The 25,388-nt window shown below is 60.5% G+C and carries 16 protein-coding genes, 4 pseudogenes and 1 riboswitch; of the genes and pseudogenes, 13 read left to right on the top strand and 7 right to left on the bottom strand.

Features of this window, described 5'->3' with window-relative positions:
• Positions 1-824: 824 nt before the first annotated feature.
• Positions 825-1,567, top strand: a protein-coding gene (locus tag NWI_RS16845; protein WP_148203796.1) for an IS5 family transposase whose coding sequence is annotated in 2 segments (ribosomal slippage) — positions 825-1,134 and positions 1,134-1,567 — 744 coding nt in all. Because the reading frame shifts where the segments join, the coding sequence is not laid out codon by codon here.
• An 84-nt stretch (positions 1,568-1,651) separates the two neighbouring features.
• On the top strand, positions 1,652-2,602 hold the full coding sequence (locus NWI_RS06720) for an IS481 family transposase (protein WP_011313641.1): 951 nt from the start codon (positions 1,652-1,654) through the stop codon (positions 2,600-2,602).
• A gap of 66 nt (positions 2,603-2,668) precedes the next feature.
• Here the strand turns inward: NWI_RS06720 and NWI_RS06715 are convergent, their stop codons facing one another.
• On the bottom strand, positions 2,669-3,880 hold the full coding sequence (locus NWI_RS06715; protein ID WP_011314579.1) for a TrmJ/YjtD family RNA methyltransferase: 1,212 nt from the start codon (positions 3,878-3,880) through the stop codon (positions 2,669-2,671).
• A 307-nt stretch (positions 3,881-4,187) separates the two neighbouring features.
• Here NWI_RS06715 and NWI_RS06705 point away from each other — a divergent pair, with 307 nt between their 5' ends.
• Complete coding sequence (locus NWI_RS06705) at positions 4,188-5,399, top strand: NADP-dependent isocitrate dehydrogenase (RefSeq protein ID WP_011314578.1); 1,212 nt, start codon at positions 4,188-4,190, stop codon at positions 5,397-5,399.
• 750 nt (positions 5,400-6,149) lie between these two features.
• A pseudogene (locus tag NWI_RS06695) lies at positions 6,150-7,101 on the top strand (IS481 family transposase).
• On the opposite strand, the pseudogene NWI_RS16840 reads toward NWI_RS06695, so the two are convergent.
• Positions 7,098-7,867, bottom strand: a pseudogene (locus NWI_RS16840) (IS5 family transposase). The pseudogenes NWI_RS06695 and NWI_RS16840 overlap by 4 nt on opposite strands.
• Positions 7,868-8,030: 163 nt before the next feature.
• Here NWI_RS16840 and NWI_RS16835 point away from each other — a divergent pair.
• Positions 8,031-8,967, top strand: a protein-coding gene (locus tag NWI_RS16835) for an IS630 family transposase (RefSeq protein ID WP_148203782.1) whose coding sequence is annotated in 2 segments (ribosomal slippage) — positions 8,031-8,366 and positions 8,368-8,967 — 936 coding nt in all. Because the reading frame shifts where the segments join, the coding sequence is not laid out codon by codon here.
• 69 nt (positions 8,968-9,036) lie between these two features.
• On the opposite strand, the pseudogene NWI_RS16830 reads toward NWI_RS16835, so the two are convergent.
• A pseudogene (locus NWI_RS16830) lies at positions 9,037-9,787 on the bottom strand (IS5 family transposase).
• 717 nt (positions 9,788-10,504) lie between these two features.
• Complete coding sequence (gene alaS / locus NWI_RS06655; protein WP_011314574.1) at positions 10,505-13,180, bottom strand: alanine--tRNA ligase; 2,676 nt, start codon at positions 13,178-13,180, stop codon at positions 10,505-10,507.
• A 207-nt stretch (positions 13,181-13,387) separates the two neighbouring features.
• A riboswitch (glycine riboswitch) is annotated at positions 13,388-13,492 on the top strand.
• 139 nt (positions 13,493-13,631) lie between these two features.
• Between alaS and gcvT the strand changes: the two genes are divergently transcribed.
• From gcvT to NWI_RS16825, 4 genes are all read left to right on the top strand, one after another.
• Positions 13,632-14,783, top strand: coding sequence for a glycine cleavage system aminomethyltransferase GcvT (gcvT, locus tag NWI_RS06650; RefSeq protein WP_011314573.1), 1,152 nt, complete (start codon positions 13,632-13,634; stop codon positions 14,781-14,783).
• Positions 14,784-14,792: 9 nt separating this feature from the next.
• Positions 14,793-15,158, top strand: coding sequence for a glycine cleavage system protein GcvH (gcvH, locus tag NWI_RS06645; RefSeq protein WP_011314572.1), 366 nt, complete (start codon positions 14,793-14,795; stop codon positions 15,156-15,158).
• 74 nt (positions 15,159-15,232) lie between these two features.
• The gene (gene gcvP, locus NWI_RS06640) at positions 15,233-18,097 is read left to right on the top strand and encodes an aminomethyl-transferring glycine dehydrogenase (RefSeq protein ID WP_011314571.1); all 2,865 of its coding nucleotides are present in this window, start codon (positions 15,233-15,235) and stop codon (positions 18,095-18,097) included.
• 154 nt (positions 18,098-18,251) lie between these two features.
• Positions 18,252-19,003 (top strand): IS5 family transposase gene (locus tag NWI_RS16825; protein WP_430691788.1). Its coding sequence is split into 2 segments (ribosomal slippage): positions 18,252-18,582 and positions 18,582-19,003, totalling 753 coding nucleotides; the frame shifts between segments, so codons are not numbered across the junction.
• A gap of 693 nt (positions 19,004-19,696) precedes the next feature.
• Here NWI_RS16825 and recA read toward each other — a convergent pair.
• Positions 19,697-20,785, bottom strand: coding sequence for a recombinase RecA (gene recA, locus NWI_RS06625; RefSeq protein WP_011314569.1), 1,089 nt, complete (start codon positions 20,783-20,785; stop codon positions 19,697-19,699).
• A gap of 210 nt (positions 20,786-20,995) precedes the next feature.
• On the opposite strand from recA, the gene NWI_RS06620 reads away from it, so the two are divergent.
• The gene (locus NWI_RS06620) at positions 20,996-21,670 is read left to right on the top strand and encodes a hypothetical protein (protein WP_011314568.1); all 675 of its coding nucleotides are present in this window, start codon (positions 20,996-20,998) and stop codon (positions 21,668-21,670) included.
• Positions 21,671-21,708: 38 nt separating this feature from the next.
• Here NWI_RS06620 and NWI_RS06615 read toward each other — a convergent pair whose 3' ends face one another.
• A complete protein-coding gene (locus tag NWI_RS06615; protein ID WP_011314567.1) occupies positions 21,709-22,587 on the bottom strand; it encodes an IS1595-like element ISNwi2 family transposase in 879 nt (292 codons plus the stop codon).
• A 332-nt stretch (positions 22,588-22,919) separates the two neighbouring features.
• Here NWI_RS06615 and NWI_RS18570 point away from each other — a divergent pair.
• From NWI_RS18570 to NWI_RS16815, 3 genes and pseudogenes are all read left to right on the top strand, one after another.
• Positions 22,920-23,132 (top strand): annotated as a pseudogene (locus NWI_RS18570) (transposase); the annotation flags it as partial.
• Positions 23,133-23,337: 205 nt separating this feature from the next.
• The gene (locus tag NWI_RS06610) at positions 23,338-23,556 is read left to right on the top strand and encodes a hypothetical protein (RefSeq protein ID WP_049750561.1); all 219 of its coding nucleotides are present in this window, start codon (positions 23,338-23,340) and stop codon (positions 23,554-23,556) included.
• A gap of 225 nt (positions 23,557-23,781) precedes the next feature.
• The gene (locus NWI_RS16815; RefSeq protein ID WP_081431712.1) at positions 23,782-23,955 is read left to right on the top strand and encodes a YegP family protein; all 174 of its coding nucleotides are present in this window, start codon (positions 23,782-23,784) and stop codon (positions 23,953-23,955) included.
• 532 nt (positions 23,956-24,487) lie between these two features.
• On the opposite strand, the gene NWI_RS06600 is transcribed toward NWI_RS16815, so the two are convergent.
• Positions 24,488-24,940, bottom strand: a complete 453-nt coding sequence (locus NWI_RS06600; protein WP_244374997.1) for a hypothetical protein — start codon at positions 24,938-24,940, stop codon at positions 24,488-24,490.
• Between the last annotated feature and the right edge of the window lie 448 nt (positions 24,941-25,388).

Below are 25,388 nucleotides of genomic sequence, written 5' to 3'. Positions count from 1 at the left end.
CTCAAGAGCCCTGACGGCGGACAAGTTGACTGTATTGACCAATGTTTGTGCCGTGGATTCAAGAAGACTTGTGCGCCGATAGGTAAGCATCATTCTTCCGCAAATGTCGGACGACGGCCAGTTATCTGGCTGGACCCAAATTCGATCGCGAACGAAATTACTCAGCACAGCGAATCCCAGATTGTAAATAGATCGCTAGATTGAGGTCGATAATTGTTAACGAATTAATGCAACGCGGCAGAACCATTTTAGTGCCTCTGACCATCCAAAGTAGCGGAGATAAATCAATTATCGAACACCGCTGTGCGGAAGTGCTAACGGCATCACCATTTCCATTAGGTACGGCGTTGCAATGGATATCTTGCCGAACGATCGCCGAGCGTGAGACATTGTGCGATATGCTGGGCGATCAAGCGAGGTCATGGGCGCACAAGATTATTGTGTCCAACGATCTATTAGTCTTCGAGCGGAAGTACGTCTTTGTCGAACACGTCGCGATAGCTAACGATGGACTCGTGTTCGAACTAAATCCCCGAGTGGACCAGAAGCCAATTGCCATCAAAATTATAGCCAGTGACTCGACCGGGAAAGAGGTTGTGAATTTCACCAACAATGAAATGGCGGCTCAGCCGCCTGCCCCCGTAAAGCGATGGCGAGTTGCAGCAGTTCTACCACACGGCACATACCGCGTTCGCATAGAACTTGAAGGCCACCTAGCCTTTTGCGCAAACGTCAGACATGGCGACGAACTAGGTCACGAACCCATAAACGGGATTCCGTTTGGACGGGATGCGTGATTCAATCTCCAGAGGTGGGAGGATTGAATGGCACGTTTTGATCTGACGGATTTTGAATGGTCTGTGATCCAGCCGCTGTTGCCGAACAAGTCGCGCGGCGTTGCACGGGTGGATGATCGGCGGGTGCTGAACGGGATTTTCTGGCGGCTGCGCACCGGTGCGCCGTGGGCGGACATTCCAGCGCGCTACGGCCCGCATACCACTTGCGTGAACCGCTTCAACCGGTGGCGCAAGGCAGGCGTGTGGGATCGCATTCTGTCGGCTGTTTCAAAGGCTTACGATGGCGACATCCAAATGATCGATTCGTCGTCGATCCGCGTGCATCAACATGCGGCCAACGGTCAAAAAAACAGACGCGATCCCGTTGCATGGGTCGCTCGCGCGGCGGGCTGACCACCAAAATCCACGCGCTGGTGGATGCCTGCGGCCTGCCGATCGTCCTCAAGATCACCGAAGGCCAGGCCCATGACGGGCGTAGCGCGCAGGACATGATCGACACCGTCGAACGCGGCGACGTGCTGCTGGCCGACCGGGCCTACGACTCCAACGCCCTGCGTCAAACGCTGGCCGCGCGCGGCGCGAGAGCCAATGTGAAGCCGATGTCAAATCGCGTTGCGGCCTTGCAATTCAACAGACGGCTCTATCGCAAGCGCAATCTGGTCGAACGCTTCTTCAACAAAATCAAGCACTATCGCGCCGTCGCCACCAGATATGACAAACGTGACGACAACTTCCTCACCTCCATCAAGCTCGCCTCAATCCGCATCTAGTTGCGATTTAATGAGTCGATGACCTAGTTGTTTGATCCCGGCATTTGATGGTGCATTATTTTCCGGAGAATGGAAGGATGCGCTATGGGACAGGTTCTTCACGGGAGCGCCACGACGACAGAGGCAATCCGTCGAGCAATACAAAATAGTGAAGAGAGCCTGAGAGCGCTGTCGAAACGCTACGGGATCAACCAGAAGACCGTCGCAAAATGGAAGAAGCGGACCTCGGTGGCCGACCTTCCGACGGGACCGAAAGATCCGCGCTCGACGGTGCTCTCATCCGAGGAGGAGGCGATCATCGTCGCCTTCCGCAAGCATACCCTGTTGCCGCTCGATGATTGCCTCTACGCGCTTCAGCCAACGATCCCGCACCTGTCGCGGTCTTCATTGCATCGCTGCCTGCACCGTCACGGCATCAGCCGGCTCCCGGAGGTCGAAGGCGACAAGCCGATCAGGAAGACGTTCAGGAGCTACCCGATCGGCTACTTCCACATCGACATCGCCGAGGTGCAGACGGCTGAGGGCAAGCTGCGCCTGTTCGTGGCCATCGACCGCACTTCGAAGTTCGCCTACGCCGAGCTCCACCAAGAGGCGGGCAAGATGGTCGCGGCTCAGTTCCTGCGCAACCTCATCGTGGCAGTTCCCTATGCCATCCACACGGTGCTGACGGACAACGGCATCCAGTTCACCAACCACGCCCGTCACAAATATGCGTTCCACCACATCTTCGATCGCGTCTGCGACGAGAACGGCATCGAGCACAGGCTCACCAGGATCAACCATCCCTGGACCAACGGACAGGTGGAACGGATGAACCGCACCATCAAGGACGCCACCGTCAAGCGCTTCCACTACGACAATCATGACCAACTGCGCCGGCACCTTCAGGACTTCATCAAGGCATACAACTTCGGTCGAAGGCTGAAGACGCTCAAAGGCCTCACACCCTACGAGTTCATCTGCAAACGATGGACTTCAGAGCCCGATCGATTCATCATCGATCCAATCCATCAAATGCCGGGACTGAACACCTAGTTTGAACACATTGGTGAATTGAAAATTCTCAACTTTACTCTGCTCAATGAAAGTTTGGCGATAATTTTACGGTTTCGGGTCTTTTCCAGATTCCATCCTCCCCGCCAACCCATCAAGCACGTGCGCCAGATCAGCCTCCACCGCCGCAGCCTCCATCTCGATCACGCGATAGCCGCGTTCGGCGAGCCATGCCGATCGCGCGGCGCGGTCGCGTGCGATGGTGTCGCTCTCGTCCGCGTTGACAAGTTCGATTGCAACGCGCTGCACGAACGACACGAAGTCCGGGATGTGCCGCCCGACCGGTGTCTGCCGCTTGAACTGTCCGGCGAAGCGGCGGTCGCGGGTCAGCGCCTGCCACAGGATGCGCTCGGCATCGGTGGGATTTCGCCTCAGCAGCCGCGCCAGTCCGCGCACCGTGCTGCTGCTGTCGGCGGAAGCTCCTCCCGGCCCCTGCTCGGCCAAAAGCGCCCGCAGCCGAGTCGCCTGCGCGCCGTCGAGCACGCCGCCCTTGGCCGGCCCCTTGCGCCCCTCCGCGATCGCCATGACGACCCCATGAAGCGTGTGCATGTCCTGCTTGGTCGGCTCCATGCGGGTGAAGATATTGCGCAGGTTGACCAGCATGGTGTCGCGCTTTTCCGGCGGACGGAGGAATTCCACCTTGTCGAGTTCGGCGACGAGATTGTCGAAGAACGCCTGCATCTGGTGCTGGGAGGCCCGCTCCGAGCGCTCCGGCATCGCGAACGGCAATTCGCCCCGCGTCACCAGCTTGAACCATTCGTAACCAATCAGCAGCACCGCCTGCGCCAGGTTGAGCGAGGCGAAGCCCGGATTGACCGGATAGGTGATGATGCGATCCGCCATCGCCACCTCCTCGTTCAAAAGGCCGGCGCGTTCGCGGCCGAACAGGATGCCGACGTGGCCGCCTGCTGCGATCTGCGCGGTCGCCTCGACCGCCGCAGCTTCCGGCGCTACCACGGGCTTGGCCTGATCGTGGGCGCGCGCGGTGGTCGCGAACAGCAGCGTGCAGTCGGCGACCGCCTCGGCCACGGTATCGAACAGTTCAACTCGGGAGAGGATGTGGTCGGCGCCCGCCGCCGCGCGCTGCGCCGCGATATTGGGCCAGCCGTCGCGCGGGTTAACGATGCGCAGCCGCGTCAGGGCGAAATTGCCCATGGCGCGCGCCGCCATGCCGATATTCTCGCCAAGCTGCGGCTCGACCAGAATTACGGTGGGACCGACGACGTCGATGCCGGTTTTCGTCCTGTCGGTGCCGGACATCCTGCCTCGTTCTTTCAGTTCAGGCTGAGATTCTGGTTCAATGGCGGCCTGCCGCTTCTTCGATCGCGCCTTTCACAGCTTTTCTCAAGTCAAATAATGAGCTTATGAAGCCATCCTGAATTTCCGGCGGAAGATGAGGTTCTGCCTCTCAAGGTGCAGGGAGAAGGCTTGCCGGCAAACCGCCAGATGTCTGGAAAATCGCCACCGTCTTGCGGCCCGCTCGGCTTTCGCCTGCGCCGCCGCGATGTTATAGCCCGACCTATCTCCTTCCGAAGCGCAGCTATTTTCCGAAAAGGCCCGATCTCCCATGGCAAAAATCAAGGTGACCAATCCCGTCGTCGAACTCGATGGCGACGAGATGACCCGGATCATCTGGCAGTACATCAAGGACAAGCTGATTCATCCGTTCCTGGATATCGATCTGATGTATTTCGACCTGGGTATGGAGTCCCGCGACGAGACCGACGACCGAATCACGGTCGAGGCGGCCAACGCCATCAGGAAGGTGGGCGTGGGCGTGAAGTGCGCCACCATCACCCCCGACGAGGCGCGGGTGAAGGAATTCGGCCTCAAGCACATGTGGAAGTCGCCCAACGGCACCATCCGCAATATCCTCGGCGGGGTGATCTTCCGCGAGCCGATCATCTGCAAGAACGTGCCTCGCCTCGTCCCCGGCTGGACTAAGCCGATCATCATCGGCCGCCACGCCTATGGCGATCAGTACCGGGCCACCGACATCAGGTTTCCCGGCAAGGGAACGCTGAGCATGAAGTTCGTCGGCGAGGACGGCGCGGTGATCGAGCGCGAGGTGTTCAAGACGCCCGGCCCCGGAGTCGCGATGGGGATGTTTAATATCGACGATTCCATCATCGATTTCGCGCGCGCCTCATTCAATTACGGCCTGCAGCGCGGCTTCCCCGTCTACCTCTCGACCAAGAACACCATCCTCAAGGTGTATGACGGCCGCTTCAAGGATATCTTCCAGGATATCTACGACCGGGAGTTCAGGAAGGACTTCGAGGCCAAGGGCCTGACCTACGAGCATCGTCTGATCGACGATATGGTGGCCTCGGCGCTGAAATGGTCCGGCGGCTACGTCTGGGCCTGCAAGAATTACGACGGCGACGTGCAGTCGGACACGGTGGCGCAAGGCTACGGCTCGCTCGGCCTGATGACCTCGGTTCTGCTGACGCCGGACGGCCAGACGGTCGAGGCGGAAGCCGCCCATGGCACCGTGACGCGGCACTATCGCGAGCATCAGAAGGGCAAGGAGACCTCGACGAACTCGATCGCCTCGATTTTCGCATGGACGCGCGGCCTGTCGCATCGCGCCAAGCTCGACGACAACGAGGCGCTGGCGAAATTCGCCACCACGCTGGAGACGGTCTGCGTCGACACCGTCGAGGCCGGCTTCATGACAAAGGACCTCGCGCTTCTGGTCGGCCCCGACCAGCGCTGGCTCTCCACCACCGGTTTCCTCGACAAGGTGGCCGACAACCTGACCAGGACGATGGGCTGAAGCAGCCATCCATCCGCTCCCGTCATGGCCGGGCAGGTTTTGACCGAGACAGACATTTGCTGACTGTGGAGATTTGAAATCTACATCCGCGACCATTTCCGATGTAGCCGACAACCTGCCACGTCGCGCGAACACCTAATGATCGGCGCTAATCAGCCACTGGCCGAGAGTCTGCTCGCCGCCGCTGGTAATATAATAGGCTTGATCGGTTCCGAAATGAACCATCCGCTCTGACCCAAGCGCCTTCAAGGCTGTGGATACGGACGGCTGGCTACATTTCGCTGCATTACCTGAGCGGTGCGATTCATACCCTTCGGCTTGGCATGGGCGAGCAGCAGTAGCATCTCGAACTTTGCCGGAACTGTCCTACCTACGAAGATCTCTCCGTTAATCGACTCCACCATCGGGATGGTCCCACGAGTAAGGGCGAGCATCGCGTCTGCTACGGCCTTCTCGTTCGACTTGTGATATAAACGAAGGAGTTTTGCCGTTATCCATCCGGCTGCGGCAACAGTCAGAGCGACATCGATTGCAGTAGGGGTCTGTCTCTTTCACGTGCACCGCGTTGCGCTTGCTGCGCAGGTCATAGATCATTCCGTAGGCGGCTCGGGGAATGAGAATGCGCAGAGGATCAGGCAGCGTTCGACGCTTGGCGACAAGCTGCTCGTAGGCTTCGACTAGCTCAGTTTCTAGTTGTTTGATCCCGGCATTTGATGGTGCATTATTTTCCGGAGAATGGAAGGATGCGCTATGGGACAGGTTCTTCACGGGAGCGCCACGACGACAGAGGCAATCCGTCGAGCAATACAAAATAGTGAAGAGAGCCTGAGAGCGCTGTCGAAACGCTACGGGATCAACCAGAAGACCGTCGCAAAATGGAAGAAGCGGACCTCGGTGGCCGACCTTCCGACGGGACCGAAAGATCCGCGCTCGACGGTGCTCTCATCCGAGGAGGAGGCGATCATCGTCGCCTTCCGCAAGCATACCCTGTTGCCGCTCGATGATTGCCTCTACGCGCTTCAGCCAACGATCCCGCACCTGTCGCGGTCTTCATTGCATCGCTGCCTGCACCGTCACGGCATCAGCCGGCTCCCGGAGGTCGAAGGCGACAAGCCGATCAGGAAGACGTTCAGGAGCTACCCGATCGGCTACTTCCACATCGACATCGCCGAGGTGCAGACGGCTGAGGGCAAGCTGCGCCTGTTCGTGGCCATCGACCGCACTTCGAAGTTCGCCTACGCCGAGCTCCACCAAGAGGCGGGCAAGATGGTCGCGGCTCAGTTCCTGCGCAACCTCATCGTGGCAGTTCCCTATGCCATCCACACGGTGCTGACGGACAACGGCATCCAGTTCACCAACCACGCCCGTCACAAATATGCGTTCCACCACATCTTCGATCGCGTCTGCGACGAGAACGGCATCGAGCACAGGCTCACCAGGATCAACCATCCCTGGACCAACGGACAGGTGGAACGGATGAACCGCACCATCAAGGACGCCACCGTCAAGCGCTTCCACTACGACAATCATGACCAACTGCGCCGGCACCTTCAGGACTTCATCAAGGCATACAACTTCGGCCGAAGGCTGAAGACGCTCAAAGCGCCTCACACCCTACGAGTTCATCTGCAAACGATGGACTTCAGAGCCCGATCGATTCATCATCGATCCAATCCATCAAATGCCGGGACTGAACACCTAGGTCATCGACTCATTAAATCGCAACCAGATGCGGATTGAGGCGAGCTTGATGGAGGTGAGGAAGTTGTCGTCACGTTTGTCATATCTGGTGACGACGGCGCGATAGTGCTTGATTTTGTTGAAGAAGCGTTCGACCAGATTGCGCTTGCGATAGAGCCGTCTGTTGAATTGCAAGGCCGCAACGCGATTTGGCATCGGCTTCACATTGGCTCTCGCGCCGCGCGCGGCCAGCGTTTGACGCAGGGCGTTGGAGTCGTAGGCCCGGTCGGCCAGCAGCACGTCGCCGCGTTCGACGGTGTCGATCATGTCCTGCGCGCTACGCCCGTCATGGGCCTGGCCTTCGGTGATCTTGAGGACGATCGGCAGGCCGCAGGCATCCACCAGCGCGTGGATTTTGGTGGTCAGCCCGCCGCGCGAGCGACCCATGCAACGGGATCGCGTCTGTTTTTTTGACCGTTGGCCGCATGTTGATGCACGCGGATCGACGACGAATCGATCATTTGGATGTCGCCATCGTAAGCCTTTGAAACAGCCGACAGAATGCGATCCCACACGCCTGCCTTGCGCCACCGGTTGAAGCGGTTCACGCAAGTGGTATGCGGGCCGTAGCGCGCTGGAATGTCCGCCCACGGCGCACCGGTGCGCAGCCGCCAGAAAATCCCGTTCAGCACCCGCCGATCATCCACCCGTGCAACGCCGCGCGACTTGTTCGGCAACAGCGGCTGGATCACAGACCATTCAAAATCCGTCAGATCAAAACGTGCCATTCAATCCTCCCACCTCTGGAGATTGAATCACGCATCCCGTCCAAACGGAATCCCGTTTATGGGTTCGTGACCTAGAGTCTTTTTGGGTTGATCTGACTCGTTTGAGGATTCACGGAGGGGTTTTTCTGGGCCAGGGTTTGGCTGTCTTGATTCGGAGGCAGCGATGACACGGGCCTATTCGTCTGATTTGCGCGAGCGGGTGATTGGTGCGGTTGCGGGCGGGCTTTCGGCAACCTCGGCGGCCAAGGTTTTTTCGGTGAGTGCCAGCAGCGCGATCAAATGGGTCCGTCAGTGGCGGCTTGACGGACGAACGGCGCCGAGCGGCCTTCGCGGTCATCGTCGCGCGGTTCTTGAGCCGCATGCCGCGTGGCTGCTCGACCTGATTGGGGCACAGTCGGATATCACGCTTGAAGAAGTCCGGGTCCTGCTGCGCGAGCGCGGCATTACGGTCAGCGTGGCAACGGTGTGGAGCTTCTACGACCGGCGCGGCATCAGCTTCAAAAAAAAGCGTTTACGCGACCGAGCAGGATCGGCCCGACGTGGCGATGGCCCGCGAGGTCTGGAAAGCGCAACAAGGGCTGCTTGATCCAGCCCGCCTCGTCTTCATCGATGAGACCGGCACCTCGACCAACATGGCGCGATTGCGTGGCCGCTGCCGCCGTGGCCAACGCCTGGTCGGCAAGATTCCACACGGTCACTGGAAGATCACCACCTTCGTCGCGGCACTGCGCCACGACGCTATCACCGCTCCCTTTGTCATCAACGAGCCGATGAATGGCGAGATCTTTCGCGTCTACCTGCAACGATGCCTGGTCCCGACCCTGAAGCCAGGCGACATCGTGGTGATGGACAATCTGCCCGCCCACAAGAACGACGATGTTCGACAAATCATCGAGGCCGCTGGCGCGCAGTTGCGCTATCTGCCGCCGTACTCGCCCGACCTCAACCCGATCGAGATGGCGTTCGCAAAGCTCAAGGCCCATCTGCGAAAGGCCGCCGAGCGATCGATCCCCGCACTCTGGAACAGGATCGGTTCTATCCTCGATCTCTTCTCTCCAGACCAATGCATCAACTTCTTCAATCACGCCGGTTATGCGTAATCTCAATCCAAAATGGCTCTAGGTCAAGCACGATGGTCCGGTTCAGGACCCACTAGGCCGGATCGACATTCACGGCAGCCAGATCAGGGCTGCGGCCAGGTGAACGAAGCCCGTGAAGTGAACGGTGCGCCTGTCGTAGCGTGTGGCGAAACGGCGGAAGTGCTTGAGACGGTTGAAGCAGCGCTCGATCCGGTTGCGGTGCTTGTAGAGACCGGCGTCATGCGGGATGATGATTTTGCGTGTCCTGTTTGAGGGGATCACCGCTTCGGCGCCCATGCCGGCGATGAGTGCACGCAAGGCGTTGCTGTCATAAGCTTGTCGGCCAGCACGGCGTCCCCGGCCTGGGCTTCGAGCAGCGCGGGGGCTTGTGTGATGTCTCCGACCTGCCCGGCGGTGACGATGAAACGCAAGGGTCGGCCCAGCGCATCGGCGAGCATGTGGACCTTGGTGGTCAGTCCACCTCGGGAACGCCCCAGCGCCTGATCCTTGGCCCCCCTTTTCCGGTAGCCGCCTGCTGATGGGCTCGAACGATGGTTGAGTCGAGCATCAGATACTGGTTGTCGCGATCGGCTGTCAGGGTGGAGAACACCCGTTCCCACACACCAGCATGGCACCACCTGCTGAACCGCCGATGCACCGTCTTCCAGCGACCATAGCGCTCCGGCAGGTCACACCAGTGCGCGCCGGATCGCAGCACCCACAGGCAGCCGTTCACAAACAACCGATTATCCGATCCCGTCCGTCCCGGATCAGAGGCCTTGCCTGGCAGCAACGGTGCAATCTTCGCCCACTGATGATCGCTCAGCTCATACCGCTTGATCCCCATCGTGCAGCTCCGTGTCAGAATCACGGAACCCTATGAATCAGCGATCAGACCGCCTGGGAATCCTGAATGTCGATCCGGCCTAGTGCAGCAGGCTTGGTATCGACAGGGCGAATTTCATCGACCACATACTGCCACCCGGCAATAGCAACGAGGATTACCAGAACTTTGGCGTCATTGCTGAGCGCCAGGCCAGCGGGCGTTAGCACAACATCATAGGTACCTGGATCATAGCGGATGTAGTCACGAACGATTTCTTCAATCGCCGCTTCTGGCCCGTCTTTCGGAAGCCCCGCAGGACGCTCCCGACATTCATCCCGGCATCGCCGAAACCTACCGGCGCAGGATCGAACGTCTGACCGCCGCGCTCAATCATCCTGACGACGCGGCGGAAGCGGCCGACGCGATCCGCGAGATCATCGACCGCATCGTCATCACGCCCGGCCCGATGCGCCGCGACTTCTCTGTCACCTTGCAAGGTGAACTTAGCACAATCCTCGACTGGATAGAACGCACCGGAAAACCCGGCTATAAGCCCAATCCCGACGCAAGGTCAACCCGTTTGTCAGTCTCGGTCAAAGCTCGGGCTTGTCCCGGCCATCCACGTCTTGTTTGCGGATACGCTGCGAAGACGTGGATGCCCGCAACAAGCGCGGGCACGACGGTGAAGATCATCTGTGCGCGCAATCCGATTTAACCTGAACGGATCGCGCTCTACGCGCCCATCGCCGCGGCGATGGCGTCGAGCGCCGCGCCCGCCTTGGCGCCATCGGGACCGCCGGCCTGCGCCATATCCGGCTTGCCACCGCCGCCCTTGCCGCCAAGCACCTCGGACGCCTTGCGGACGAGATCGACCGCCGAGAAGCGGGTCACCAGATCAGGCGTCACGCCGACGACGACGCTGGCCTTGCCGTCGCCGCTGGTCGCGACCAGCGCGACGACGCCCGAGCCGAGCTGCTTCTTGCCTTGATCCGCGAGGCTCTTGAGATCCTTGATCTCGATGCCTTCGACCGAACGCGCCATCAGCTTGATGCCGCCGACATCGCGCACACCCGTCGTCGCGCCGGAGGATGCGCTCGCGGCCCCTCCCATGGCGAGCTTCTTGCGCGCCTCGGACAGTTCGCGTTCGAGCTTCTTGCGCTCCTCCATCAGCGATGCGATCCGCGCCGGCATGTCGTCGAGCGAGGTGCGTAATTCACCGGCCGCGGTCTTCGCGAGCTGGATAGCGTGGTTGGCGTGATGGCGAGCCTGATGCCCGGTTAGCGCCTCGATCCGGCGTACGCCTGACGCCACCGCGCTTTCGCCGACCACCGAGATCAGGCCGATATCGCCGGTGCGCTTCACATGGGTGCCGCCGCAGAGTTCGACCGACCAGCCGAGCGCATTGCTCGCCGCGCCGTGCCGGTCCGTGCCGCCCATGGACACCACCCGCACCTCGTCGCCGTATTTTTCGCCGAACAACGCCCGCGCGCCCGCCTCGCGCGCGTCGTCCACCGCCATCAGCCGTGTCGTCACCTCGCCGTTCTCCAGCACGACATCGTTAGCGATGTCCTCGATGCAGCGCAGTTCGTCCGCGCTGATCGGCTTGTTGTGAGCGAAGTCGAAACGCAGCCGCTCGGGCGCGACCAGCGAGCCGCGCTGCGCGATGTGATCACCGAGCACCTGCCGCAGCGCCTCGTGCAACAGATGGGTCGCCGAATGGTTGGCGCGGATCGCAGAGCGGCGATCGTGATCGACCTCCAGCGCCAGCGCCATGCCGGGTGCGAGAACGCCCTGCTCGACGGTGCCGAGATGCACGAACAGATCGCCCGCTTTCTTCTGTGTGTCGGTGACACGAAAGCGCACGCCATCGGCGATGAGAAAGCCGGTGTCACCGACCTGCCCACCGGATTCCCCATAGAACGGTGTCTGGTTCAGAACGATGGCCCCGCTCTCGCCGGCCTTGAGGGTGTCGGCTTCCTCGCCATCCTTCACGAGCGCGGCGACGACGCCTTCGGCGGCCTCGGTCTCATAGCCGAGAAACTCGGTCGCACCGAGTTTCTCGCGCAACGGAAACCAGATCGACTCGGCCGCGGCCTCGCCGGAGCCCGACCATGACGCCCGCGCCTTGGCCTTCTGCTGTTCCATCGCATCGGTGAACGACGCCAGATCCACGCCGATGCCGCGCGCGCGCAGCGCGTCCTGGGTGAGATCGAGCGGAAAGCCATAAGTGTCGTACAGCGTGAACGCGGTCTCGCCGTCGAACATGTCGCCCTGCTTCAGCGACGCGCTCTTCTCATCCAGAATGGACAGTCCGCGCTCCAGCGTCTTGCGAAAGCGAGTCTCCTCCAACCGTAGCGTTTCCTCGATCAAAGGCCGCGCGCGCTGCAATTCGGGAAAGGCCTCGCCCATCTCGCGCACCAGCACGCCCACCAGCCGCCACATCAGCGGCTCCCTCGCGCCGAGCAGTTGGGCATGGCGCATCGCGCGTCGCATGATCCGGCGCAGCACATAGCCCCGGCCTTCGTTCGACGGCAGCACCCCGTCGGCGATCAGGAATGAGGATGCGCGCAAGTGGTCGGCGATCACGCGCAGCGACGCCTTCATCGGACCTTGCGGGTCCGCGCCCGTCAGATCGGCCGCCGCGCGGATCAGCGCCACGAACAGGTCGATGTCGTAGTTGTCGTGCTTGCCCTGAAGCACGGCGGCCACGCGCTCGAGCCCGGCGCCGGTGTCGATCGACGGCTTCGGCAGGTTCGGGCGGCTGCCGTCCGGCAGCTTCTCGTATTGCATGAACACGAGATTCCAGATTTCGACGAAGCGATCGCCATCCTGCTCCGGCGATCCCGGAGGCCCGCCGGGAATCCTGTCGCCGTGATCGTAAAATATCTCCGAGCACGGGCCGCACGGACCGGTGTCACCCATCTGCCAGAAATTGTCCGAGCCAGCTATGCGGATAATGCGGGATTCAGGCAGGCCCGCGATCTTCTTCCAGAGGTCGAACGCCCCGTCGTCGTCGATATAGACCGTCGCTGTAAGGCGGTCCTTCGGCAGGCCGAACTCCTGGGTGACCAGCTTCCATGCCAGTTCGATCGCGCGGTCCTTGAAGTAGTCGCCGAACGAGAAGTTGCCGAGCATCTCGAAGAAGGTGTGATGCCGCGCGGTGTATCCGACGTTGTCGAGATCATTGTGCTTGCCGCCGGCGCGCACGCATTTCTGCGAAGTGGTGGCGCGCTGATAGGGTCGCTTCTCGACGCCCGTGAAGACGTTCTTGAACTGCACCATGCCCGCATTGGTGAACATCAGCGTCGGATCGTTGCGCGGAACCAGCGGTGACGAAGGCACGATCTGGTGGCCGTTGGCCGCGAAATAGTTCAGAAACGCCGACCTGATGTCGTTAACGCCGCTCATTGTGTTCCATCGCGTCAATAAGGGCTCGCGGCCCCGAAAGCTGTCAGAGTTCGCCCAGCGACCGCCTTTTAGACGGGGGTGGCCGGGCTGTCCAGAAAGTGGGCAGGAGGATCAGGGGCTTGGCGGCCCTCCAAATATCATCCGTTGAAAGATGCTGCGGTGCGTTGACAGCCTTGTTGAAACCGTATTTTCCTCATATCTGCTAGTTTAGTCGCGCCGGGAGAGATCGGCCGCTTTCCGGATGAGGAAGCAGGCTGGCGCCGAAGGAGCAACCGCCCCGGAAACTCTCAGGCAAACGGACCGCGCGACTGGTTACATCTGGAAAGAGACCCTTGCGGACCGGCGGTCCGTACAGGGTCCGCCGACGGGATAATACTCTCAGGCACAGCGACAGATGGGGTCTCTCAACGGGTTTGCAGGGAATCGTCCCTTTAACCGCGAGGCCCCCTTGATGGTGACCCACGTTTCAGACGCCCCTACCCTGCAAAAAACACCTCTGCACGCCCTGCTCCTTGAGCGGGGCGGCAAGATGGTGGCGTTCGCCGGCTATGACATGCCGGTGCAGTACGCGTCCGGCGTGCTGAAGGAACATCTCCACACCCGCGCCAAAGCCGGCCTGTTCGATGTCTCGCACATGGGCCAGATCGCGCTGCGGCCGAAGTCCGGCGACGTCAGGGACGCCGCGCTCGCGCTGGAGCGGCTGGTCCCGCAGGACATCGTGGCGGTCGCGCCCGGACGGCAGCGCTACGCCCAGTTCACCAATCCGGCCGGCGGCCTGCTCGACGACCTGATGGTGGCCAATTTCGGCGACCACCTGTTTCTGGTCGTCAACGGCGCCTGCAAAGCCGCCGACGAAGCGCATTTGCGCGAGCACCTTTCCGATGCCTGCGCCATCGAGGTTCTGACGGATCGCGCGCTGATCGCGCTGCAGGGTCCGAAGGCGGCGTCCGTACTCGCTAAGAAATGTCCCGAGGTGCCGGCGATGAAATTCATGGAGGCCGGTCCTCGCCAGGTCGGCGGCGTCGCCTGCTTCGTCTCGCGTTCGGGCTACACCGGCGAGGACGGTTACGAAATTTCGATTCCCGCGGCCCGGGCCGAGGATGTGGTGTCGGCATTGCTCGACGATCCCGACGTCGCGCCGGTCGGACTTGGCGCTCGCGACAGCCTGCGGCTCGAGGCCGGCCTCTGTCTTTACGGCCACGACATCGGCGCGACGACAACGCCGGTCGAGGCCGCTCTGGAATGGTCGGTGCAGAAAAGCCGGCGCAGCGGCGGCGTGCGCGCGGGCGGTTTTCCCGGCGCCAATGTCATTCTGCCCCAGTTCGAGCAGGGCGCGGCCCGCCGCCGCGTCGGGTTGAGGCCGGAAGGCCGCGCGCCCGTGCGCGAGGGCGCGCCGCTGTTCGCCGATGCAGCCTCCGCCGATTCGATTGGCGCGGTGACATCGGGCGGCTTCGGGCCGAGCCTGAACGCGCCGATCGCGATGGGCTATCTGCCGGTCTCACATGCCGCCACGGGCGGTCTTGTCTATGCAGAAGTACGCGGACAGCGGCTGCCGCTACGGATATGCGCGATGCCTTTCGTTCCACACAATTACAAGCGTTGAGGATTTGTCATGACCGTTTTGTATACCACCGACCATGAGTGGCTCCGCATTGAGGGCGATACGGCAACGATCGGCATTACCGGCTACGCGCAGTCTCAGCTCGGCGACGTCGTCTTCGTCGAGCTTCCGAAAGTCGGAAGCCAGCTCACGAAGGCCCAGGCAGCCGCGGTGGTCGAGTCGGTCAAGGCGGCTTCCGACGTCTATGCGCCGATTACGGGCGAGGTTCTGGAGGTCAATGAGGCACTCGGCGCGGAGCCCGCGCTGGTGAATTCCGACGCCGAGGGCAAGGCCTGGATTTTCAAGCTCAGGATCGCCGACAGGAGCGAGCTCGAAGGTTTAATGGACGAGGCAGCCTACAAGGCTCACACGGCTTAAGCATTTTCGTGTCCGGCACGAAGCCCGGCATAGCGCATTCATAACTTTGATCCAGGCATCCAGGGAGCCATTCAATGATCGCCCGTGAAGAGCCCGCCACGACCTTCGCGCGCCGCCATATCGGTCCATCGTCACGCGATATCGCCGCAATGCTGGAAACCGTGGGCGCGAAGAGTCTCGAGGCGCTGATGAACGAGGCGCTGCCTCCGTCGATCCGGCAGAAGACGCCGCTCGATCTCGGCGAAGGGTTTAGCGAAACCGAAGTGCTGACGCATATGCAGGCCCTCGCGGCGCAGAACCAACCGCTCACGTCGCTGATCGGGCAAGGCTATTCCGGCACGATCCTGCCCGCGGTGATCCAGCGCAACATTCTGGAAAATCCGGCGTGGTACACGGCCTATACGCCCTATCAGCCGGAAATCAGCCAGGGCCGGCTGGAAGCGCTGTTCAATTTCCAGACCATGATCTGCGACCTCACCGGCCTCGACGTCGCCAATGCGTCGCTGCTGGACGAGGCAACCGCGGCGGCAGAGGCGATGGCGCTCGCGGAGCGCGCATCATCGGTGAAAACAAAAGCGTTCTTCGTCGATCATGAGGTGCATCCGCAGACCCTGGCCGTGCTGCGCACCCGCGCCGAGCCGCTGGGCTGGACGCTCGTCACCGGCGATCCGTTGCACGATCTCGACAAGGCGGACGTATTCGGCGCGGTGCTGCAATATCCCGGCACATCCGGCGTCGTACGCGATCTGCGCCCGGCCATCGCCGCGATCAAGGCGAAAGGCGGCCTGGCGGTGGTCGCGGCAGACCTGCTGGCGCTCACGCTGCTGACCTCTCCCGGCGTGCTCGGCGCCGACATCGCCATCGGCTCCGCGCAGCGCTTCGGCGTGCCGATGGGCTATGGCGGTCCGCACGCCGCCTACATGGCGGTCTGCAACGCGCTGAAACGGCTGCTGCCCGGCCGCCTCGTCGGGCTGTCGGTGGATTCGCGCGGGACGCCGGCCTATCGCCTTGCCTTGCAGACTCGCGAGCAACACATTCGCCGCGAAAAAGCCACCTCCAACATCTGCACCGCGCAGGTGCTGCTGGCGGTGATCTCCTCGATGTACGCGGTCTATCATGGTCCGGAAGGACTGGCGCAGATCGCGCGTACCGTGCACCGGCACACCGCGACGTTGGCGGCGGGATTGACGAGACTCGGTTTCGCGCCGCTCAACAGTACCGCTTTCGATACGCTGACCGTGAACGCGGGCGAGCGGCAAAGCGAGATCGTTAAACGCGCGAGCAGCCAGGGCATCAACCTCCGGATCAACGCGGACGGCACGCTCGGCATCGCGCTGGACGAACTCACCATCGAGGAGACTGTCGAAGCGCTATGGCGCGCGTTTGGCGCAACATGGTCTTATGCCGACGTCGAAGCGCACGCTCCCGACTTGCTGCCTGCCGATCTCAAGCGCAAGACAGCCTATCTGACCCATCCGGTCTTTCATGAGCACCGCTCCGAAACGGAGTTGCTGCGCTACATGCGAAAGCTCAGCGACCGCGACCTCGCGCTCGACCGCGCAATGATCCCGCTCGGCTCCTGCACGATGAAACTCAATGCCACGACGGAGATGATTCCGCTGACCTGGGCGGCGTTCGCGAACCTGCATCCGTTCGCGCCGCCCGAGCAGGCTGAAGGCTATTTCACGCTATTCGAGAACTTCGAAGAATGGCTGCTCGACATCACCGGCTACGATGCGATTTCGCTGCAGCCGAACTCCGGCGCACAGGGTGAATATGCCGGGCTTCTGGCGATCCGCGGTTATCACGCGGCGCGCGGCGAGAGCCATCGCACGGTGTGCCTGATCCCCTCCTCCGCGCACGGCACCAATCCGGCCTCCGCCAACATGGCCGGAATGGACGTCGTGGTCGTGGCTTGTGACGCCCGCGGCGACGTCGATGTGGACGATTTGAGAACCAAGTCGACGCAGCACGCCGATCGTCTCGCCGCCATCATGATCACCTATCCGTCAACGCACGGCGTGTTCGAAGAGCGCATCCGCGAAATTTGTGACATCGTGCATGGCCATGGCGGACAGGTCTATCTCGACGGCGCCAACATGAATGCGCAGGTCGGTCTGTCGCGGCCCGGCGACTACGGCGCCGACGTCAGCCATCTCAATCTGCACAAGACCTTCTGCATCCCTCACGGCGGCGGCGGACCTGGCATGGGTCCGATCGGCGTGAAGGCGCATCTCGCGCCTTTCCTGCCCGGGCACCCCGCTATCGATGACGCGACACCGTCCGCCGTTGGACCGGTCTCAGCGGCGCCTTTCGGCTCGGCCTCGATCCTGACCATCTCCTACATCTACATCCTGATGATGGGTAGCGAGGGCCTTAAGCGAGCGACCGAAGTCGCGATCCTCAACGCCAACTATATCGCGCAGCGACTCGATCCGCACTTCCCGGTGCTGTACCGCAATGTGAAAGGCCGGGTCGCGCATGAATGCATCATCGATCCCCGCGCGCTGAAGGCCAAAACCGGCGTCACCGTGGACGACATCGCCAAACGGCTGATCGACTACGGCTTCCATGCCCCGACCATGAGCTTTCCGGTGCCCGGCACGCTGATGATTGAACCGACCGAATCCGAATCAAAGGCGGAGCTGGACCGTTTCTGCGACGCCATGATCGCGATCCGGCAGGAGATCGCCGAGATCGAGGCCGGACGCTGGAAAGTCGAGGCATCGCCACTGCGCCATGCGCCACATACCGCGCACGACATCGCTGACGACGCATGGTCGCGACCCTACAGCCGAGCCCAGGGCTGCTTTCCGTCGGGAAGCTCGCGGTCGGATAAATACTGGTGTCCGGTCGGACGGGTCGACAACGCCTACGGCGACCGCAATCTCGTCTGCTCCTGTCCGCCCGTGGAAGATTACGCGCAGGCCGCGGAGTAGAAGATGACGGCTGTATCCAGCGCCTCTCCGCTTCTGACGGAGTTGGAAGCGCGACTCTTTGGGACCTAGGCCGGATCGACATTCAGGATTCCCAGGCGGTCTGATCGCTGATTCATAGGGTTCCGTGATTCTGACACGGAGCTGCACGATGGGGATCAAGCGGTATGAGCTGAGCGATCATCAGTGGGCGAAGATTGCACCGTTGCTGCCAGGCAAGGCCTCTGATCCGGGACGGACGGGATCGGATAATCGGTTGTTTGTGAACGGCTGCCTGTGGGTGCTGCGATCCGGCGCGCACTGGTGTGACCTGCCGGAGCGCTATGGTCGCTGGAAGACGGTGCATCGGCGGTTCAGCAGGTGGTGCCATGCCGGTGTGTGGGAACGGGTGTTCTCCACCCTGACAGCCGATCGCGACAACCAGTATCTGATGCTCGACTCAACCATCGTTCGAGCCCATCAGCAGGCGGCTACCGGAAAAGGGGGGCCAAGGATCAGGCGCTGGGGCGTTCCCGAGGTGGACTGACCACCAAGGTCCACATGCTCGCCGATGCGCTGGGCCGACCCTTGCGTTTCATCGTCACCGCCGGGCAGGTCGGAGACATCACACAAGCCCCCGCGCTGCTCGAAGCCCAGGCCGGGGACGCCGTGCTGGCCGACAAGGCTTATGACAGCAACGCCTTGCGTGCACTCATCGCCGGCATGGGCGCCGAAGCGGTGATCCCCTCAAACAGGACACGCAAAATCATCATCCCGCATGACGCCGGTCTCTACAAACACCGCAACCGGATCGAGCGCTGCTTCAACCGTCTCAAGCACTTCCGCCGTTTCGCCACACGCTACGACAGGCGCACCGTTCACTTCACGGGCTTCGTTCACCTGGCCGCAGCCCTGATCTGGCTGCCGTGAATGTCGATCCGGCCTAGCGCGGGATGAGGAAAAGTGTGTAGCGGTTTTCCCGCCCGCATCCCGCTCTAAAATGTTGGAATTGATCACGTTCATGGTTTTGGATCGATTCGATCCAAAACCATCGTGATCTGGTACTGAACGGGCGGCCTGGTTTTGAGGCGTTTTATTCGCGCGAACAGATCATCCATCCTCGGGTCAAGCCCGAGGACATGCTTCGCTCGGAAACGAGAAACTCCGAACTCCCTTCCCTCTCTCGCCATGAGAGAAGGAAGTGAGATGAATGATCGCAAGCCGGACGCTGGGGATGTCGGCAACTCAACATCCACAGCGCCCGTCTCTTCCAACAGGCGCGACACAGACTTCCACGAAGGATTCCCGTCTTCGCGGATCGCACCCACCGGAGTCGCGCGCCCTGGTCCTGAAAATTCACCTCGCCAAGGTGTTCTCGACCGAAGAGTATTCTCAGGCTTTCCCCGGACGCGTCGAGGTTCGGAGGAAAACGCGGCGACTAAGATCAGGGAGCGTGCGCCTATGCTTCCATGGAAGCTCTGGAAGCTAGAGCATTTTCGCTTCTGATTGTATCAGAAGCGAAGCTCTGGATTATTGTTTTGACGCGTTGTCTTCACGCGAACAGATCATCCATCCTCGGGCCAAGCCCGAGGACATGCTTCGCTCGAAAACGCTATAAGCGACTCAATCCTCCGCCGTCTCGTCATCGTCGGTCTCCCGCTCAGGGCTTCCGGCCAGAATCTGCTCGGCGATCAGTCCTGAATTCTGCCGGATAGCCATCTCGACCTTGGCGGTGATGTCAGGATTGGCCCGTAAGAACGCTTTTGCATTTTCGCGGCCCTGCCCCATGCGTTGACTGTCATAAGAGAACCAGGCGCCGGATTTTTCAACGATACCGGCCTTGACGCCGAGATCGAGGATTTCTCCCATCTTGGAGATGCCCTCGCCGTACATGATGTCGAACTCGACCTGCTTGAAAGGCGGCGCCAGCTTGTTCTTCACGACCTTGACGCGAGTCTGATTGCCGACGACCTCGTCGCGCTCCTTGATCGCCCCGATGCGGCGGATATCGAGGCGCACGGAGGCATAGAACTTCAGCGCGTTGCCGCCGGTTGTCGTCTCCGGCGAGCCGTACATCACCCCGATCTTCATACGTATCTGGTTGATGAAGATCACCATGGTATTGGACTTGTTGATCGAGGCAGTGAGTTTGCGCAGCGCCTGACTCATCAGCCGCGCCTGTAGTCCGGGCAGCGCGTCGCCCATCTCACCCTCGAGCTCGGCGCGCGGCACCAGTGCGGCGACCGAGTCGATGATCAGCACATCCACAGCACCCGAGCGCACCAGCGTATCGGCGATTTCCAGCGCCTGCTCGCCGTGATCGGGCTGCGATATCAGGAGGTCGTCGACATTCACACCGAGCTTGCGGGCATAGACCGGATCGAGCGCGTGCTCGGCGTCGATGAACGCGCAGATGCCGCCCTTTTTCTGCGCCTCGGCCACCGCGTGCAGCGCCAGCGTGGTCTTGCCCGAGGACTCCGGACCGTAGACCTCCACGATGCGTCCCTTTGGCAAACCGCCGACGCCGAGCGCGATGTCGAGGCCGAGCGAGCCCGAGGAAATAACCTCCACATCCATGGACTTGTCGTTCTTGCCCAGCTTCATCACCGAGCCCTTGCCGAACTGGCGTTCGATCTGTGACAGCGCGGCGGACAGCGCCTTGGACTTATCCATGGAGGATCCTTCGACGATACGCAGGGCAGCTTGGGACATTAGGCCGGGCTCCTTATGAACGGGATTCGCGAACGGGACAACGAATGGCGCAGTGTTGATCCGATGCAAATATGTACCCCATTTGTTCCAAGTTCGCAATATGTTCTTTCGCTGCGTCGGGCAGATATATACCCTTAGGACATGTAATATGAATCGTGTTATTCGTCCGTCTGCCACAACTAGCCCTAGACGGGCGTGGGAGACGTTTGGATGCGCAAGAGCCAATTCCCTTTTAGGGAATATCTGCCCGTACCAGGGCTTATTTTATTGTTTGGGGCGGCTTGGTTTTGCAGCCAACAATGGCTTCAATTCCGGCCGTGGTGGGTAGACGTGCCGTGGATCGCCATCCTAGCGACGATTGCCGCATTCGGACTCGGCACATTTTATGCTGACCTCTACAACGATAACTCACAGCTTCGGAGGTGGTGGGCAGATCGGCGGCGAGTATTCAATGTCGTGTTCCATCCGGCCAGCGATGTAAAAGACGGATACGAGGTCCAAACCCCATATTTTTCTGTTAGATTTATTGGCCCTGTGACCGGTCACTCCCTGGAACTAGTCCTGTACGAACACCTTCAATGGTCGTTTAATAAGCCAGCGCAGTTGCTGCTGCGAGTTGACGCGGTGAAGTTTTCAGAAGGTGAGCATGTGCGCGTACCCATCGCAACGATTGCGCAAGCGGCCCATGGCCCCCATTTTTGGGGGGATGGCACCGCAAACAAATCGCCTATACCCGGTACGGGAAATCTGGTCGAAGTGAGGGCGGTTAAGAAGGGTCGAGTGAAGCAGCGCTATTCGGTATTCATCGCGTATCGCGAGAATGAGGCCGCGACAGGAAACATTTATTCCTTTTTGCAAGAGGACCGCCATGTCTTCAGACAGTAAGGTGAGAAAGCGCTTCGATCAGCTTTTGCAGGCTATGGTCACTCAACCCGTACCTTCGGGAACGCCTGCAAAAGAAGCTCGAACATCAGGCCGGGTTGCTTCCGCAAGTTATGGCGATACTCGAACTCGCGAAGGTAAAGCTGCAAGTGCTTTTTCGAAACCCAAACATAGGTCCCGTTGATCCCACGCTTCACCTGAGACCAGAACGACTCGATTGAGTTAGTGTGTACGTCACCGCGAACGTACTCCTTCGCAGAGTGATCAACCGCTTCGTGATCGTAGCCATACTTCTCCTTGAGAAGCTTGAAGTTTGACGCCTCGTCCGTGTGGACGCGCGAACCTTCTTTCACAAACCGAACGATGTGCGGCAAGATATGCGCCTTTGTACGAGCATGGACGACGCGCGTAACGACATCGCCACCACGCTCGATCATCCCCATGACAATTGCTTTGTCGTCTTTGCCAGCCTTGTCCTTGCCGCCGATGAACGTTTCGTCCGCCTCAACGGTCTTACCGGGCCCGCCCATTGGATAGTCGCCATCGACGTAGCCCATATAGAGCCGGATAAGATGGCACATGCGCCAAGCGGTCTTGTAGGTCACGCCTAGCTGACGCTGCACTTCTTTCGCGGCCACGCCGTTCCGCGTCTCGCAGAACAGAAACATGACATAGAACCAATCCCGCAGGCTGGTGCGTGTCTTTTCGAACGGCGTTCCGGCAGTCGGATACACCTGATAGCCGCAATGCTCGCACTCAAAGGAGCGGCGGTTTTTGACCCGGTAATAGGTCGCCTGCTTCTGACACTTGAAGCAGGTCAGACGTTCGCCAAACCGGGTGCGCATCAAATGCGTCAGGCAAGCCTCTTCATCAGGGAACCGCTTCTGAAATTCGCGAATTTTCGACGGCTTTTGAGCCATTGCACTCTCCCTCCTAGGAGAATGCCCATTCTATATCACGGTATGTTCTACATGTCCATAGGGTATATATCCGGGCTGGCCTAAGCCCTAACTCGGCAAGCCTTCGTTCACGTTCTTTGCGCTCTCGTTCTTGGTGGTTCATTCTGGTCTCCATCCGTTGATGTGTGAGACCCGAACCTTGTCGGGGGCAGTGCAGGCTCTATGAGCCCCTTCGCGGGCGAGCCGCACGCCCAAAGTAAAACAGGCCACTATCAAAATCAAACTAGGCCACTGAGGGTCGAAACAGGCCAGTACCCTGCGTCGAGTGCTGGCCTGTTTTATCCCCGGGTGGTGCGGCGGCCGCGCTGTACGTCGCGCACTACAATCTGTGCCGTGTTCATGAAGCCCTACACACGACGCCAGCAAAGGCCATTGGCGTTGCAGATCGGGCTTGGAGTATTGGCCAACTTGTGGACGCGGCGCTCGCCGTGGCGCCAGCACTGCCGACGGAGACGCCTCCGGATCGTCGGCGGAAGTTCACAGTAATTCAGGGTGGGAAGTTGTGAAAGTTGCATTCCGTCAGCTTGACTCGCAATGCGAGAGTGCGGAAACCTTACAGATGGTGAGCGGTCGATTCGCCCACCCATGGAAATACCGGGGTCTGATACACCCCGGTTTCCGTGATTCGCAACGAGGTCTAAGGGGACTGTTGCAGAGACAGTTATTCACAACGGCACCGTATTGGTGCTGTAACTTCTGTCAAGAGTCCCCTTGGCCTTTTTTAAAAAGGTCAATGATTTGAAGACTCCGACTTATGCACTAACTTTCGACGACGCTGTGGATATCTGGATTCGTCATTGGGGTGGCGAATTCCAACATCGAATCGCAGCGCATTTCGACGTGAACCCCGGCCGCGTCAACGAAGTGCTTAAGGGCACTCGCCACATCGGCAGCCGTGATGTTGCCGAGGCGAGGAAGTTGGCCGCTTAGCCAAGACCGACGGCGGCGCGGAGACGCGCGAGTGTGCGAGACGTCCGAGCAGATGCTACGGGGACGGTTGCGTAGATTTCCCCTTTGTATTTAGCCCAGCTAATCGCCTTCAAGCGCTCAAGCGCCTCATTTGGACTCGCGGCCTTGATCTCGACACCCCACTCCGCTCCGTCGAATTTGTATTCAAACAAGTACCGTTGAAATTCATCGACATTGGAGAGCGACATGTTTTTTCACCTCGACAAAGATATAGCAGGACAGTGGCGCTGGACGCTATATGCGACTAACCATAGGAAGATCGCAGACTCTGGTGAAGGCTATTGGAATAAGTCCGACTGCCTGCACGGCATTGATCTTGTGAAGGGCACGAACTACGCAACACCCGTTCGCAAAGGGTGAATCCTCACCCTTTAATAACCAGTAATAGCCCGGCCATCGTGCCGGGCTTTTTTGCGCGAGGTGGCCTGTTTCAATCGACGGTGGCCCATTTCGGCCAGTACCGTGCCGTCCGCACGTCGCGCAGTACGATTTCTGCCGTTCATGCACGAACGCCCTGCGCGCGACGCTGCGAAGGCCATCGCACGATGCAAGCTTCGGCTCCGAAGTTTGAATCCCCGGCGACAAAATACATAAGACAGTGCGAGCCAGCAACGGTGTTGCCGGAAATCATCAGCACGACAGCGAGTCCGCCGCGCGGTCAGAATCCTTTTGACTGTGCAATACGATTTGCATTTGCTGACAGCCGCTGGGTAGCAGGATGAGTAAGATGCTGGAAACAATCACCGCCTTCTTTGGATTCATGAGCGCCGGCATTTTCCTGGCTCACGCGATTGACGGCTACTGGTCGCGGCCTTGACCGGACCGCGATGCCCTCACCTGACAGGCTTGTCTATTCGACCGCACTCTGCTCGCTGGTGCTCTGCTCGGCCCGCTATGTCTCCGCCAGATCAAAATCCTGACGTAACCGCGCAGCCATATCCCGAACGCGCTCGCGCCACAGGCCCGGATCGGCGATCGGCCCGGCCTCCGGCTTGATCGTCAGCATCGCGTTCCATGGGTTGCCGCCATAGACGGTCACCACGAACCCATGGGCCGGCGCGCCGTCGAGTGTTTGCAGCGCCTTCAGAATGATGCCCGCCAGTTCGTCCGCGGTTTTGCGGCGATCGTAACTCTCCGGCTGGTCCGGCGACGGCGCGCCAGTTTCTTCAGCCGACCCTTCTGCCTCGGGTTGCGGCGAGATTTCAGCGCCGGGCGATTCCGGTGAACCGTGCTGATGGTCGTCGGGCAGTTCGGGCTCAGGCGGGCGCGCGTGAGGGCGAGTCCCCAGAACGTTCTGGATCAGGGCCATCAATCCCTTGTCCAACCCGCCGCTGCTGTTACCCACGTCGGTTGCTCCGGTGTCCGTTGCTCCGGTCGATCGAGCCGCAGCTTCCGGGCAATGTCTACTGCCCTTTGTCTACCGCTTTTGGCCAGCCGTGGATATCTTGCAGGTGTCTCAGCCGATCGCCACCCCAATCAGCACCGCGACAAGCACGCCGAAGCCGCCCAGTGCAATATTGAGGAAATTCCGGGCCAAACCAGGTTCGGTAGTCAGCATGATCTTTCTCCCGGCACACAAAACAGGTTTGGCTAGAATGCGCGTCGAATCTTAATCAAAACTTTCCAGTTGGTGTCCCGCTCGCCGAATCACTGGCCGCTCCTGACGGCGCGCCGGGCATAGGCCGCGCTGAAAAGCGATCGGCAACACACGGACGATCAGGGAGGCTCTCACCTGAACTTGAAGCGGTCGACCATTGGCCGGCTGAACCGGAGACAAACTTCGCCGGCATGCC

This window comes from Nitrobacter winogradskyi Nb-255 (assembly GCF_000012725.1).
GTDB classification, from domain to species: Bacteria; Pseudomonadota; Alphaproteobacteria; order Rhizobiales; family Xanthobacteraceae; genus Nitrobacter; species Nitrobacter winogradskyi.
Note: the sequence above shows the minus strand (reverse complement) of the source record. Positions and strands in the feature narration are given on the sequence as shown.